The sequence below is a fragment of the Thalassobaculum sp. genome (assembly GCF_040219215.1).
GTDB lineage: Bacteria > Pseudomonadota > Alphaproteobacteria > Thalassobaculales > Thalassobaculaceae > Thalassobaculum_A.
On record NZ_JAVJSX010000008.1, the window covers coordinates 669,126 to 682,016 of the forward strand.

14 protein-coding genes are annotated in these 12,891 nt (G+C 66.6%); 10 read left to right on the plus strand and 4 right to left on the minus strand.

The window, feature by feature from the left end; genetic code table 11:
- The 3 genes from kynU to RIC54_RS08620 all read left to right on the plus strand — a co-directional run bounded on the left by kynU (window position 1) and on the right by RIC54_RS08620 (window position 2,633).
- Window positions 1-1,257 (plus strand): kynureninase, encoded by a 1,257-nt coding sequence (gene kynU, locus RIC54_RS08610; protein WP_350086867.1) that lies wholly within the window; start codon window positions 1-3, stop codon window positions 1,255-1,257.
- 54 nt (window positions 1,258-1,311) lie between these two features.
- Window positions 1,312-1,692 (plus strand): RidA family protein, encoded by a 381-nt coding sequence (locus RIC54_RS08615; RefSeq protein ID WP_350086870.1) that lies wholly within the window; start codon window positions 1,312-1,314, stop codon window positions 1,690-1,692.
- A gap of 89 nt (window positions 1,693-1,781) precedes the next feature.
- Window positions 1,782-2,633, plus strand: a complete 852-nt coding sequence (locus tag RIC54_RS08620; protein ID WP_350086873.1) for a methyltransferase — start codon at window positions 1,782-1,784, stop codon at window positions 2,631-2,633.
- Here RIC54_RS08620 and RIC54_RS08625 read toward each other — a convergent pair.
- Window positions 2,630-3,454: an FkbM family methyltransferase gene (locus tag RIC54_RS08625; protein WP_350086876.1), complete on the minus strand. Its 825-nt coding sequence runs from the start codon at window positions 3,452-3,454 to the stop codon at window positions 2,630-2,632. The genes RIC54_RS08620 and RIC54_RS08625 overlap by 4 nt on opposite strands.
- A gap of 84 nt (window positions 3,455-3,538) precedes the next feature.
- Window positions 3,539-4,075 carry a MarR family winged helix-turn-helix transcriptional regulator gene (locus RIC54_RS08630; protein ID WP_350086879.1) on the minus strand — a complete coding sequence of 179 codons (537 nt, stop codon included), beginning with the start codon at window positions 4,073-4,075 and terminating at the stop codon, window positions 3,539-3,541.
- A 108-nt stretch (window positions 4,076-4,183) separates the two neighbouring features.
- Here RIC54_RS08630 and hppD point away from each other — a divergent pair, with 108 nt between their 5' ends.
- From hppD to RIC54_RS08645, 3 genes are read left to right on the plus strand one after another with little or no spacing between them, the layout of a single operon-like run.
- Window positions 4,184-5,275 (plus strand): 4-hydroxyphenylpyruvate dioxygenase, encoded by a 1,092-nt coding sequence (gene hppD / locus RIC54_RS08635; RefSeq protein WP_350086882.1) that lies wholly within the window; start codon window positions 4,184-4,186, stop codon window positions 5,273-5,275.
- The gene (locus RIC54_RS08640) at window positions 5,272-6,423 is read left to right on the plus strand and encodes a homogentisate 1,2-dioxygenase (RefSeq protein WP_350086885.1); all 1,152 of its coding nucleotides are present in this window, start codon (window positions 5,272-5,274) and stop codon (window positions 6,421-6,423) included. Before hppD ends, RIC54_RS08640 begins: the two co-directional genes overlap by 4 nt.
- Window positions 6,420-7,400: a fumarylacetoacetate hydrolase family protein gene (locus tag RIC54_RS08645; RefSeq protein ID WP_350086888.1), complete on the plus strand. Its 981-nt coding sequence runs from the start codon at window positions 6,420-6,422 to the stop codon at window positions 7,398-7,400. The genes RIC54_RS08640 and RIC54_RS08645 overlap by 4 nt, the downstream gene beginning before the upstream one ends.
- Before the next feature lie 12 nt (window positions 7,401-7,412).
- Here RIC54_RS08645 and RIC54_RS08650 read toward each other — a convergent pair whose 3' ends face one another.
- Window positions 7,413-8,570, minus strand: a complete 1,158-nt coding sequence (locus RIC54_RS08650) for a glycosyltransferase family 4 protein (RefSeq protein ID WP_350086891.1) — start codon at window positions 8,568-8,570, stop codon at window positions 7,413-7,415.
- Window positions 8,453-9,088: a hypothetical protein gene (locus RIC54_RS08655; RefSeq protein WP_350086894.1), complete on the minus strand. Its 636-nt coding sequence runs from the start codon at window positions 9,086-9,088 to the stop codon at window positions 8,453-8,455. The genes RIC54_RS08650 and RIC54_RS08655 overlap by 118 nt, the downstream gene beginning before the upstream one ends.
- A gap of 176 nt (window positions 9,089-9,264) precedes the next feature.
- On the opposite strand from RIC54_RS08655, the gene RIC54_RS08660 reads away from it, so the two are divergent.
- The 4 genes from RIC54_RS08660 to RIC54_RS08675 all read left to right on the plus strand — a co-directional run bounded on the left by RIC54_RS08660 (window position 9,265) and on the right by RIC54_RS08675 (window position 12,878).
- Window positions 9,265-10,080, plus strand: a complete 816-nt coding sequence (locus tag RIC54_RS08660; RefSeq protein WP_350086897.1) for a phytanoyl-CoA dioxygenase family protein — start codon at window positions 9,265-9,267, stop codon at window positions 10,078-10,080.
- A 155-nt stretch (window positions 10,081-10,235) separates the two neighbouring features.
- On the plus strand, window positions 10,236-10,871 hold the full coding sequence (locus tag RIC54_RS08665) for a phytanoyl-CoA dioxygenase family protein (protein ID WP_350086900.1): 636 nt from the start codon (window positions 10,236-10,238) through the stop codon (window positions 10,869-10,871).
- Between the two features lie 94 nt (window positions 10,872-10,965).
- Window positions 10,966-11,613: a maleylacetoacetate isomerase gene (gene maiA / locus RIC54_RS08670; RefSeq protein WP_350086903.1), complete on the plus strand. Its 648-nt coding sequence runs from the start codon at window positions 10,966-10,968 to the stop codon at window positions 11,611-11,613.
- Window positions 11,610-12,878 carry an MFS transporter gene (locus RIC54_RS08675; protein ID WP_350086906.1) on the plus strand — a complete coding sequence of 423 codons (1,269 nt, stop codon included), beginning with the start codon at window positions 11,610-11,612 and terminating at the stop codon, window positions 12,876-12,878. Before maiA ends, RIC54_RS08675 begins: the two co-directional genes overlap by 4 nt.
- Window positions 12,879-12,891 lie beyond the last annotated feature (13 nt).

Sequence of the window (12,891 nt, forward strand, 5' to 3'; positions counted from 1 at the left end):
ATGCCACGTCTGACCCGTGCCGATCTGGAGCGTCTCGATGCCGATGACGCGCTGGCGCCGTTCCGCGAGCGGTTTACCCTGCCGGAAGGCGTGATCTACCTCGACGGCAACTCCTTGGGCGCTTTGCCCAAATCGGTGCCTGACCGGGTTCACGCCATGTTGACCCGGGAATGGGGCGAGCATCTCATCGGTGGCTGGCTGAAGGACGGCTGGATGGTGAAGCCGCTGGAACTGGGCGACCGGTTGGCGGCCCTGGTTGGTGCCGCACCGGGGGAAGTGGCGGTAGTTGACACCACCTCGGTCAATCTCTTCAAGATGTTGTCGGCGGCGCTGGCGATGCGACCCGATCGGCGGGTCATCATGTCGAATGCCGAGAACTTTCCGACCGACCTTTACATGGCCCAGGGCCTGATCGCCCAGCTCGGCGGCCGGCATGCCCTGCGCATTGTGGCCGAGCATGAGATCGCCGGCGCCATCGACAACGATACCGCTGTGGTCATGCTGACCGAGACGAACTTCAAGACCGGCGCGGTGTTCGACATGGCGCAGATTACCGCCGCCGCACACGCCGCCGGCGCACTGACCCTTTGGGATCTGGCGCACTCGGCCGGTGCGTTTCCGGTCGACCTGAACGGCTGCAGCGCCGATTTCGCGGTCGGCTGTTCCTACAAGTACCTGAACGCCGGGCCGGGCGGACCCGCCTGGCTGTTCGTCGCCGAGCGTCACCAGAAGGCGGCGCACCAGCCGCTGACCGGCTGGCTCGGCCACGCTTCGCCATTCGACTTTGCGCTTGAGTACCGGCCGGCCCAGGGCATCCGCCGTCACGTCTGCTCTTCGCCGGGGGTCATCGGGCTGGTGGCATTCGAAGCGGCCCTCGATGTCATGCTGGATGCCGACATGACGGCGCTGCGCCGCAAGTCGGTGGCGCTCTGCGACCTGTTCATCGACCTGGTGGAGCAGGAGTGCGGTGACGCCGATGCCCGGCTGATGTCGCCACGGCGGGCCGGACTGGCGCCGCCCTGGCGGCGCGGCAGCCAGGTGTCGTTTGCCCATCCCGATGGCTACGGCATCGTGCAGGCACTGATCGCCCGCGGTGTGGTCGGCGACTTCCGCGATCCGGATATAATGCGCTTCGGCTTTGCGCCGCTGTACCAGCGCTATACCGACGTCTGGGATGCAGTGGCGGCGATGCGCGCCGTGCTCGACGCCGGCGAGCACCGGGCCGAACAGTACCGGGTGCGGGCGGCGGTCACCTGATCTGGTGGCTGCGGCTGGCAACATGGAACACACGCACAGCACGGAGGGCGCGCCATGATCACCCACCACAATCCGCCGACCATCTACCCGCCGGCCGGCCCGTACGCGCACGGGGTCGAACTGCGCGATGCCTCCCGGCTTCTGTACATCTCCGGGACCATGGGGCTGACCCCCGATGGATCGGCTCCGGACAGCTTTGAGGCGCAATGCGAGCAGGCCTGGGCGAACATCGGCGCGGTGCTGGACAGCGCCGGCATGACGGTGCGGAACCTCGTGAAGGTCAACGTCTTTCTCGCCGACGCCGCCGACCGGGACGTCAACGCCGCGGTGCGCAGCCGCGTGCTGGGCACGCACCGGGTGGCGGTCACGGTTGTGGCGGTCACGTTGCTGGAGTCCGCGTGGAAGCTGGAGATCGAGGCAGTCGCGGCCGCTTGAGGGAACCGCGCCAGGATGCCTTGCGTTGGCTGAACCGAGCGGATAGGTCGTGGCGCCAAGATCCGTGTCACGGCAGCGAGACTTCGACCATGGCGTCCAGGTTCCCGGAAGACAGCGTTTCGGCCGCCCGGACCGAGTTTCTGTTCAATCGAATCAAGGATCTGATCGACCGGATCGGATCGGCGTCGATGGCGGACGTGGCCAAGATCTGCATCGCGTATCGGTTGAGCGCAGTCGAACGGTACGTGGCCGATCGGTTCGGCGGCAGGGTTCAGTCCGGCCCGTTTTCCGGGATGCGCTACACCACGGGTCCGAAAGGATCGCTGTTCGTCCCGAAGGCGTTCGGCACCTACGAGGCGGAGTTGTCGCCAATCTTCAAACAGATCGACAGGTACAGCGTGTTCGTCGATGTCGGGTGCGCCGAAGGGTATTTCGCGGTCGGCTGCGCGCGGAGAAACCCAGATCTACAGGTCTTCGCTTTCGACATCGACCCGAAGGCAAGAGACAGCTGCCGGATGCTGGCCGAGGCGAACGGGGTATCGGACCGGATCACAATTGGCGAGCGTTGCACCGCGGAGGACCTGGCGGCGCATGCGGGCCGGGGCACCCTGGTCCTGGTGGACATCGAGGGCGCCGAGGTCGACCTCCTGTCGTCGGAGGCGCTGGCCACCCTGGCGAGGTGCGATCTGATCGTTGAGACGCATCCACGGCGTGGCGGGTCGACCCGGGACATCCTGGTGGATCGCTTGGCGAAGACCCATGACGTCGTCGTGGTGGAGCAGACAACCCGCGATCCGATGCAGTTTCCCGAACTGCGAAAACTCGGCCAACTCGATCGCCTGCTGGCGCTGTGGGAGGGGCGGGGGCCCGAGCCGTGGTTGTTCGCCCGCGCCCGGCGCTCAGGCCAGGATCGTCAGTCTCCTGCGGTCGGGGACTCCTAGGTTCCCCAATGCGGGCTCGGCGCCCGCGCCAGATCCTGAAACGTCGCGACCTCCTGGGCGTGCAGGTTGCCCGGCAGCGGTTGTTCCGATGGCCATAGCAGCACGTTGGTGTCGCGATGGCCCGGCGGTAGTTTGGGCGGCGTCTTACGGAAGAAATTGTCGGGATTGAGTGGCTCGAAACTGGCGGCAAACATCCGGTAGCGGCACTCGTCGGCAACGGTTCTCAACAGCCCGACAGAGGCTTCGTTGAGACACTCGCAGTGGATGAGTGGCCGAAGGCTTTGCAAGGTATCCCGTGCACCGGCCAGCACCTCTTGTTCGAACCCTTCGACATCGATCTTGATCAACTTCAATCTCGGCAGACGCGTAAGCAGCGCGTCCAAGGGCTCGGCCCGTGTGTGGTGCCATTCTCGCTGATTCCGAGCGGATTGCTTGACACGGAACTGGCCGGAGTTTGGTGACTTGTCACCGGGGTTCTCGACTAGTTCGACGAAATACGACTCACGCCCGCATACCACGTTGTGCGCCCGCACGTTGTTCAACCGGTTGATGACGACGTTTGCAACGAGGTTCTGAAACACTAGGCGCTGTGCTTCCAGTGCGATTACCGCGCCCGACGGGCCAACCTTCTTGGCGAACGGGATGGAGAAGGTTCCGATATGGGCGCCGACGTCCACGACGACATCTCCCGGATCGAGTAGCCTGAGCAGGAACGACAGTTCCAGTTCGGCCCATTCACCGTACTCGTCGAGGCATCGGCCAATCATGTCGTTCGAGTGGAAGATGAACGAGCCGTGCCTGGTAACCTTGTTCGTCAACATGATGATCGACTCGCAGATATGGATGCCGGAAACGCCGGAGTCGCCAATATGATGCCTCTGGGGGCGCAAATATGCCCTGGAACCTCAGTCCACCCCGCCGGCGGTGTCATCGCTCGGCCCGGCGATGGCGCCGGCCCGGTCGCCGAGGCGGTTGAGCAGGACATCCAGCTGCTCGCGTTCCTCGGCGCTGAAACCTTCCAGCAGAATGGCCTCGCGCGACAGGGCGAGAGGGACGATCTCGCGGTAGACCCCGTTGCCCTTGCCGGTCATCGCGATGGTGGCGCGGCGGCGGTCGGCGGGGTCGGTGCGGCGGCTTACCAACCGGGCCGATACCAGGCGCTGGATGGCCCGGCTGACCTGGACCTTATCCATGGCGGTGCGGTCGCGGATCTCGGCCGATGTGACCGGGCCGGAATCCCCGAGGATTGCCAGGACCCGCCACTCCGGAATCGTGATCCCGAAGCGGTCGGCGTACAGCCGCGCGATCGCCCGCGACACCGTGTTCGCCAGCACACTCAACCGGTACGGCAGGAAGCGGTCCAGGACCAGGCCGTCGCGGTCGGGAATGGGACCGGCGTCCGACAGGTCGAGAGAGTCCAGGGGACTTGCAGATGGTTTCAATTGAAACTATCCTGTAATTTCGTTGCATATGAAACTAACACGATGGCGCCCGCCGCGCGAGACCGCGCCGTGCCGGTCGCGCTGTCGTACCGCCAGAGGAGAGACGCGATGGCCCAGTTTTCCCGCCCGCCGGTCCCGCAGGGCACCGCCGAGAACCCGATGGCAACCGACGGGTTCGAATTCGTCGAGTACACCGCCCCGGACATCGCCGACCTGGACAAGCTGTTCACCGCCATGGGCTTCCGGCCGGTGGCCAGGCACCGCTCGAAGAACGTCACCCTGTACCGGCAGGGCGACGTGAACTTCATCGTCAACGGCGAGCCCGACAGCTTCGCCCAGGCGTTCGCCAAGGTGCACGGCCCGTCGTGCTGCGCGATCGCGTTCCGGGTAAAGAACGCGGCCGCCGCGTTCGAGCGGGCGGTGGCGCTGGGCGCCCGGCCGTTCGAGGGCAAGGTCGGGCCGATGGAATTGAACATCCCTGCGATCCACGGCATCGGCGACAGCCTGATCTATCTGGTCGACCGCTACGGCGAGCGCACGATCTACGACGTCGACTTCGTGCCGGTGCCGGGCGAGCAGCAGGACCCGCAGGGCGTCGACCTGACCTACATCGACCACCTGACCCACAACGTGCACCGCGGCCGCATGGACACCTGGGCCGAGTTCTACGAGCGGCTCTTCAACTTCAAGGAGATCCGCTACTTCGACATCGAGGGCAAGCTGACCGGCCTGAAGTCCAAGGCGATGACCAGCCCGTGCGGCAAGATCCGCATCCCGATCAACGAATCCTCCGACGACAAGAGCCAGATCCAGGAGTACCTCGACCAGTACAAGGGCGAGGGCATCCAGCACATCGCGCTAGGCAGCACCGACATCGTGAAGTCGGTCGACGGGCTGCGCGGCCTCGGCATGGGCTTCATGGAGCCGCCGCCGGCTACCTATTACGAGATGCTGGACGACCGCCTGCCGGGCCACGGCGAAGACGTCGCCGCCCTGCAGGAGCGCGGCATCCTGATGGACGGCGCGCCGACCGAGGATGGTGGCCGCCTGCTGCAGATCTTTACCAAGACCGTGATCGGACCGATCTTCTTCGAGTTGATCCAGCGCAAGGGCGACGAGGGCTTCGGGGAAGGCAATTTCCGGGCGCTGTTCGAATCGATCGAGCAGGATCAGATCAAGCGGGGAGTGCTCAAGGGATGAGAGACTACATTCGCCTGTCGAAGATCGAAGGCACGGCGTCGCGCCAGGCGCACACCGACCTGCCGGAGGGAACCTACGAGCGCGAGATGTCGAAGGAGGGGTTCTTCGGTCCAGCCGCGCACCTCTATCACCAGCGTCCGCCGACCGGCTGGATCGACTGGGAGGGCCCGTTGCGGCCGCGCGCATTTGATCTCAACAAGCTGAACTACCGTCCGAACTCGCCGTTCGAGGCGGCGACGGTGCTGCACAACGCCCACGTGAAGCTGCGGTTCTGGCGGGCGTCCGGCAAGATGGAGCGGCTGGCCCGCAATGGCGACGGCGACGAGTTGCTGTTCGTCCACGACGGCCAGGGCCAGCTGTTCTGCGATTTCGGGCGCCTCGACCTGCGGGCCGGCGACTACGTGATGCTGCCGCGCGGCACTATGTGGCGGACCGAGTTCGACGGCGATGCCGACCTGCTGATGATCGAGGCGACCAACGACAGCTTCCACCTGCCTGACAAGGGCATGGTCGGCCATCATGCGATCTTCGACCCCGCCATGCTGGACACTCCGGTGATGGACGAGGCGTTCCGCGCCCAGCAGACCCCGCAGGGAAAGGAAGAGATCTGGCGGATCGACATCAAGCGCCGCGAGGCGCTGTCGACGGTGACCTACCCGTACAACCCGCTGGACGCCGTCGGCTGGAAGGGCGACCTGACGCCGGTGAAGATCAACGTCGAGGACTTCCGGCCGTTGATGAGCCACCGCTACCACCTGCCGCCGTCGGCGCACACCACGTTCCTGGCCAAGCGGTTCGTGGTCTGCACCTTCTGCCCGCGGCCGATGGAGATGGACCCGGCGGCCCTGAAGGTGCCGTTCTTCCACAACAACGACGATTTCGACGAAGTGCTGTTCTACCACCGCGGCGACTTCTTCAGCCGCGACAACATCGACCGCGGCATGATCACCTTCCACCCCTGCGGCTTCACCCACGGCCCGCACCCCAAGGCGCTGGGCGGCATGTTCAAGCCGCGCAAGACCGCGACCGACGAGTACGCGGTCATGCTCGACACCCGCGACGCGCTGGAGGTCGGCGCGCTGCCGGAGGGGATCGAGAACCACGCCTACGTGAACTCCTGGATGCCGAAGAAGGAAGCCGCGGAATGAAGCTGGCCTCGCTGAAGAAGGGCGGGCGCGACGGCACCCTGATCGTGGTGTCGTCCGACCTCAGCCGCGCCGTCACCACCCACGGGGTGGCCCACACCCTGCAGGAGGCGCTCGACGACTGGGCGCACATGGAGCCGCGGCTGCGCGCGCTCGCCGACCGGCTGGAGGCCGGGGCCGCCAAGGAGGCGTTCCCGCTCGACGCGGCGCAGCTCGCCTCGCCGCTGCCGCGCGCCTACCAGTGGCTCGACGGTTCGGCCTATGTGAACCACGTCGAACTGGTCCGCAAGGCGCGCGGCGCCGAACTGCCGGAAAGCTTCTGGTCCGACCCGCTGATGTACCAGGGCGGCTCCGACGGTTTCCTGGCGCCGACCGAGGCGATCCGGGCCAGGGACGAGGCATGGGGCATCGATTTCGAGGCCGAGATCGCGGTGGTGACCGATGATGTGCCGATGGGCGTGTCGGTCGCCGAGGCCGGCCGGCACATCAAGCTGGTCATGCTGGTCAACGACGTCTCGCTGCGCGGCCTGATCCCGGGGGAACTGGCCAAGGGCTTCGGCTTCGTGCACGGCAAGCCGCCGACAGCGTTCGGGCCGGTCGCGGTGACGCCGGATGCGCTCGGCGACGCCTGGGACGGCGGCAAGCTGCACCTGCCGGTGGTCTGCACCCTGAACGGCGACAAGGTGGGCTGGACCGACGCCGGGGTCGACATGACCTTCGACTTCCCGACCCTGGTCGCCCACGCCGCCAAGACCCGGCCGCTGAACGCCGGCACCATCATCGGGTCCGGCACGGTGTCGAACTCCGACCAGAAGCACGGCTATTCCTGCATCGCCGAGATCCGGATGATCGAGACCATCGCCGACGGCAAGCCGACGACCCCGTTCATGAGCTTCGGCGACCGCATCCGCATCGAAGTGACGGGCAGGGACGGCGCAAGCGTGTTCGGGTCGATCGATCAGGTCGTGGAGCGGGTGTGAGGTTCGGTCGGACTAGGGGTGGTCTCGGTCGCCGCCGATCGTGATCACGTCGAACTTGTAGAGCCACAGCAGGAACCGGCGCAGGGTTGGTCCGTCGCAGTCCCCGTGGGCCTGCTCGATCTCGTTCACCGTGATCGCTCCCCCGGCGATTGTTTCCAGGACTGCGTTGAACTGTGCCCTCGGCACCGAGCGGTCCACGGCGACGGTATTGAGGGTGTTGGCGGTCAGGCGCGCGACTGACCGAAGCACGTCGCGCTGGCGCGGCCGAACCGTCATCCCGCCGTGCAGCGTGGCGGTGGGATGTCCCTGGAACACCTGGAACGGGTCGGGGATGTCGGGCGTCACCGCGGATGCCGATTCGACGGGCCGCCAGGCCGGCGAGGCGGCGCGGATCTCTGCCAGATCAGCCCACAGATCCTGGTAGGCGCCCACGATCAGCCGCCAGTCATAGACCGTCCGTGCGCGATGGCGTGCGGCGGCACCCATGCGGTGCCGCAGATCCGGATTGAGCGCGAGTTCCTGCAGGGCCGCCGCCGCCCGCTCGACGTTGCACGCCGTCGCCATGCAGGCCCGGGCGTGGAACATCGAATAGTCATCCTCGCCGTCGCGATAACGGCCGGCCAGGTCCCGACCGTCGCCCGGGGCCGGCATCAAGGTCGGTATCCGGAAGCCTGTCTCGCCCTCGACCACGGTGTCGCGATAGCCGTTCCAGTCGCTGACGACGCACGGCAGCCCAGCCGCCATCGCCTCGATCGGGGCCAGGCCGAAGGTCTCCTGCAGATTGTCGGACAGCGTGAAGAACACGTCGGCGCCATGCCACGCCTCGTGCACGATTGCGGCGTCTTGGCCGTCCAGCATGTGCACGCGCGCCTTGTCGGTGAACGTCGCGGCGGCAGTCCGGTAGGCTTCCAGCATCGCACTGCTGGTCTGCTGCCCGACGAAAACGTGATGCAGCCCGATGCCGCGGCCAGCGCAGGCCGCCGCCGCGCGTTCGGCGGCGATGAGCATCGGTACCGGGTGTGCCTTTGTTGCCGGCGTGAGGCGCCCGAGCGTCAGGAGGACGATGTCGTCCTTCGAAGCGCCGATTCGTGCCCGGAGCCTGGTCCGGGCCGGTGGATCGGCGGTGTAGGCCGGGGTGTCGACGCCGAGCGGAATGACGGGCAGTTGCACCGGGCTGGTCGGGGGGGGGCGTCGGTCCGGGACGCCAGACGTTCGGCCTGCGCTTCGATGATCTTCACGACCACCGCCCTGGCCGATTGCGACGTGCAGACGAGGGCGTCCCACGGCTGGACCGGAGTTGTCAGAAGCTCGCCCACAGCACGGATCGCCGACTTGCTCGACAACGTGTGGGTCACGCCGCACAGGCTGTAGCGCCGCGGATCGTTCCGCCGGTCGGCTCGTGCAGCCTTGCCGAGCGCCGGGTCCGGCAGCATGAGCGTGCCGGCAACCGCCAACCCGGACGACGACAGGGAGTGCACCGGCCGGCGCTTCGGATCGCGCGCAGCGGCCAGGTGCCGGAACTCGGTCATGTGGGCATCCAGCTCGGCATGCACGTAGAACGATTCGGTATCCGCGTGCTCCAGGAAGCCGTTGACGAAGCCCGAGCCGGCACGCAACCGGCCGATGATCGGACCGGAACCGCCGGTATGGGCACCCGGATGAAACTTGATTGCTGCGTTCGCTGGCATGGCCGCACCGTTTAGCACGCCATGATTGCTTTCCACTATAGGGAGAATGAATCGCACTCGTTAAATCGTCGCCCGCCGACATTCGGCCAGGGCCCGGCTCAGTCTGTGGTCGTGGCCGGATGACGCTGCGGCGACGCCCGGCTACGATTGCGTGGAGGCAGCCAGCGGAGATGGACATGGCGGTGCAGGAGCAGGTCGGGCTGGACCCCGAGACGGTCGAGGCGTTCCGGCGCGATGGGGCGGTGGCCCTGCGCGGCGTGTTCGGGCCGGAGTGGATCGCCGCGCTGCGCAACGGTGTCGATCGTAACATGGCCGAGCCCGGCCCCTACGCCAAGGGCTACACGGCCGAGGGCAGGCCGGGACATTTCTTCGGTGACTACTGCAACTGGCGGCGCATCCCGGAGTACGAGGACTTCCTGAAGAACTCGCCGGCGCCGGATCTGGCCGCCGAGTTGATGGCGTCGCGCTCGGTGGTGCTGTTCCACGAGCATGTGCTGGTGAAGGAGCCGTCGACCGAGGAGCGTACGCCCTGGCACCACGACCTGCCGTATTATTGCGTGGAAGGGCGGCAGACCGTGTCGCTGTGGATACCGCTCGACCCGGTGCCGCGCGCGACCTGCGTGGAGTTCGTCGCCGGCTCGCACGCCTGGGGCAGGCGGTTCATGCCGACCAAGTTCAAGGGCCAGGCCTACGACCGGGCCGAAGCCGATCTGGAACCGCTGCCGGATATCGATGCCAAGCGCGGCGACTACCGGATCCTCGGCTGGGATCTGCAGCCGGGCGATGCCATCGCGTTCTCGTTCCTGACGGTGCACGGCGCGCCCGGCAACCTGCAGAGCGGTGCCCGGCGCCGCGCGTTTGCGGCGCGCTATTGCGGCGACGACGTGGTGTTCGCCCAGCGCCAGGGCGAAGTCTCGCCGCCGTTTCCCGACGTTCGCCTGTCGCACGGCGACAGGCTGCGCGGCGAGGACTTTCCGATGGTGCGCGGCTGATCGGGCGAGCGCTCCCAGTTCACGGCAAGGCCGTAGGGAGTTTGGTATGAAGCGATTGGCTAGGCTCAGAATCTGAAGGATGGAATCGCAATGCGATCAGTGATGACCCTGATGCTGCACCGTGTCGCATCTCTCATCTCGTAACCTCCGGCTGGATGATGCGTATCCCGTATATCAAGTTGCCGTTCCCATGCGCGACGCCCGAGGTACGGTCGTCGATTGCCGGGCTGGTGCCGTCGGGTGGCAAGATCACCTTCGCACAGCTGTGCGAAGAGCGTCCGAAGACCGGATATCAATTGCTTCTCGGCTTTGCGGAGCAACTGTCGGCCCGCGCCGACACCGCCCTTGGCGAGCGAGCCGCGCTGATCCTGCCACTCGGCACCGTCCGCCATAATTCGGCGGTGCAGACCGACCTGCATCCCTGGCACACCGATCGGAGTTTCTTTCAACCAGCGGGGCATGGGGTGACGTTCTGGGTGACCTTTGACGATGTCGGTGAAACGGCCCCTTCGATTGAATTCGATGTGGATGATCAGGTGCACGTTGCTTGCGTCAAGGCAGGAACCGCCTTGATGTTTCTTTCGAACGTGCGTCACCGCACTCAACGTCTGAACGGCGAGCGGATCTCGGTTGAATTCCGGTGCATGCCGGTCTCGGCCCGGTCTGACGAAGTGCGCTCGGTGCTTCAGGTTATGGTCGAGGAGAGGGCGAGCGGGCGTCGGATGGTGATCTCCCGGGGTGGTACGGAGCTTCATTCAACCTTCGTCAGTGCGGCCGGATTGACGCCGTGATGCCGAATTGCTGCGGAAGAGCGCAATCGCCGCACTTGTTGTACGGTCATTCGCATTGGCCGAAACTACGACGACGACTGGCTGAGGAAACCCCATGACCCGCGTGCTGCACGGCTATTTCCGATCGTCCGCGGCCTACCGTGTGCGGATCGCGCTGAACCTGAAGGGGCTCGACTACGATCAGGTGTCGGTGCACCTGCGCAAAGGCGAGCAGCGGGCGGCGGCGTTTCTCGCTCTGAACCCCCAGGGCATGGTGCCGGCGCTGGCCGACGGCGATGCCATGCTGACGCAGTCACCGGCGATCCTGGAGTATCTGGACGAAGCGTACCCGGAGACCCCGCGCCTGTTGCCGGATGGTGCCGTCGATCGGGCCCGGGTCCGGGCGCTGGCCGCTGCGGTCGCCTGCGACATACACCCGCTGAACAACCTGCGGGTCCTGAAATACATCCAGGGCCCGCTGGGCTGCACCCAGGACGCGATGATCGCCTGGTACAACCACTGGATCGTCGAGGGATTCGCCGCATTGGAGGCGATGCTGGCGGGCGACCCGCGAACCGGGCGCTTCTGTCACGGCGACAGCCCCGGCCTGGCCGACATCTGCCTGGTGCCGCAGGTGTTCAACAGCGCGCGGCACGCGCTCGACCTCGCGCCCTATCCGACGATCCGACGCATTGCCGAGGCGTGCGACGAGCTGGCGGCGTTCCAGGCCGCTCATCCGTCCCGACAGCCCGACAGCGAATGACCGACGCCCTGACCGACGCGGAGCGGGCCGATCGGCTCCGCTCGCTCCGCCGCATGCTGGTGGTCCTCGGCTGCTTCTTCATCTTCGTTCAGGTCAACCGGTCGTCGGGCGGAGTGCTCGCCAGCTACCTCGGGACGCATCGCGGCCTGTCGCCGACCGATATCGGCACGGTGATGGGGTCGATGTTCTTCGCATCGGCGGCCGCACAGCTGCCGACCGGCATCCTGTTCGACCGCATCGGCGCGACCCGCACCCTGCTGGTGATGGGATTGATCTCGCTGGTGGGAATAGTGGTGTTCGCGCTGGCCGGCAGCACCTGGGGGCTGCTTGCCGGCCGTCTGGCGATCGGCGTCGGCCACGGCGGGGTGATCACCGCGGTCTATCTGATCGCCATGGGATGGGCGCCGCCGGACCGGGTGGCGCAGGCGACCGGAACGCTGGTCGGGGTGGCCGGCGGAATCGGCGGCGTGCTGTCCACGACCCCGCTGGCTCTGGCGCTGGAGCGCTACGGGATCGAAGGTACGTTCCTGGCCCTGGCCGCAATGACCGGGCTGGTCATGGTGGCGATCCGGTTCATGGTCCGCGACGGGCCGACGGATTCCGGCGCGGCCGAACCGGGCCCGAGAGAGAGCCTGATCCAGTCGGTGCGCGGCCTGTTCGAGGTGATGCGGATGCGGGAGCTGCGCCGGATCTTCGTCATGGGCATCTGCTTCACCGCGCCGTTCATGACCATCGGCGGGTTGTGGGCCGGACCGTACTTCGCGCAAGTCCAGCAACTCAGCCACGCCGAGGCTTCGGTGGCCCTGCTGGTGCTGGTGATCGCGTTGCATTTGGGCACTTACGCCTACGGCGTGCTGGACCGCCTGGCGCCATCCCGCAAGCACCTGATCCTGGCAGGCGTCGCGGTGGAGGTCGTGTGCCTCAGCGTGCTGGTGATCTGGCCGACGGTGCCGATGCTGGCCGCCATCGCGCTGCTGTTCGTGTTCAGCTGTGCCGCACCGCTGTTCGTCGTGCTGGCCGCCCATGCCCGTAGGTTCGTTCCCCGCCAGCGCGCCGGGCGGGCCATCGCCTGCATCAACCTGATGGGTCTGACCGGCGTGTTCCTGCTGCAGACCGGGACCGGTGCCGTCATCGACATGGTCCGCGTGGCCGGCGGTGCGCCGGAGACCGGATTCCGCCTGGTGTTCCTGACGGTGATCGCCGTGCTGGTGGTCACCGCGTCGATCTACTCACGCCAGCCCGATGGACCGCAGGACGGGGAGTGAGATGCGCCCCGCG

Excerpts from the sequence above, each read along its gene's own strand:
- hppD (WP_350086882.1), top strand. The coding sequence starts at position 4,184 with ATGGCCCAGTTTTCCCGCCCGCCGGTCCCGCAGGGCACCGCCGAGAAC.
- RIC54_RS08645 (WP_350086888.1), top strand. The coding sequence starts at position 6,420 with ATGAAGCTGGCCTCGCTGAAGAAGGGCGGGCGCGACGGCACCCTGATC.
- kynU (WP_350086867.1), top strand. The coding sequence starts at position 1 with ATGCCACGTCTGACCCGTGCCGATCTGGAGCGTCTCGATGCCGATGAC.
- maiA (WP_350086903.1), top strand. The coding sequence starts at position 10,966 with ATGACCCGCGTGCTGCACGGCTATTTCCGATCGTCCGCGGCCTACCGT.
- RIC54_RS08615 (WP_350086870.1), top strand. The coding sequence starts at position 1,312 with ATGATCACCCACCACAATCCGCCGACCATCTACCCGCCGGCCGGCCCG.
- RIC54_RS08675 (WP_350086906.1), top strand. The coding sequence starts at position 11,610 with ATGACCGACGCCCTGACCGACGCGGAGCGGGCCGATCGGCTCCGCTCG.
- RIC54_RS08625 (WP_350086876.1), bottom strand. The coding sequence starts at position 3,454 with ATGTTGACGAACAAGGTTACCAGGCACGGCTCGTTCATCTTCCACTCG.
- RIC54_RS08655 (WP_350086894.1), bottom strand. The coding sequence starts at position 9,088 with ATGCCAGCGAACGCAGCAATCAAGTTTCATCCGGGTGCCCATACCGGC.
- RIC54_RS08620 (WP_350086873.1), top strand. The coding sequence starts at position 1,782 with ATGGCGTCCAGGTTCCCGGAAGACAGCGTTTCGGCCGCCCGGACCGAG.
- RIC54_RS08640 (WP_350086885.1), top strand. The coding sequence starts at position 5,272 with ATGAGAGACTACATTCGCCTGTCGAAGATCGAAGGCACGGCGTCGCGC.
- RIC54_RS08665 (WP_350086900.1), top strand. The coding sequence starts at position 10,236 with ATGATGCGTATCCCGTATATCAAGTTGCCGTTCCCATGCGCGACGCCC.
- RIC54_RS08660 (WP_350086897.1), top strand. The coding sequence starts at position 9,265 with ATGGCGGTGCAGGAGCAGGTCGGGCTGGACCCCGAGACGGTCGAGGCG.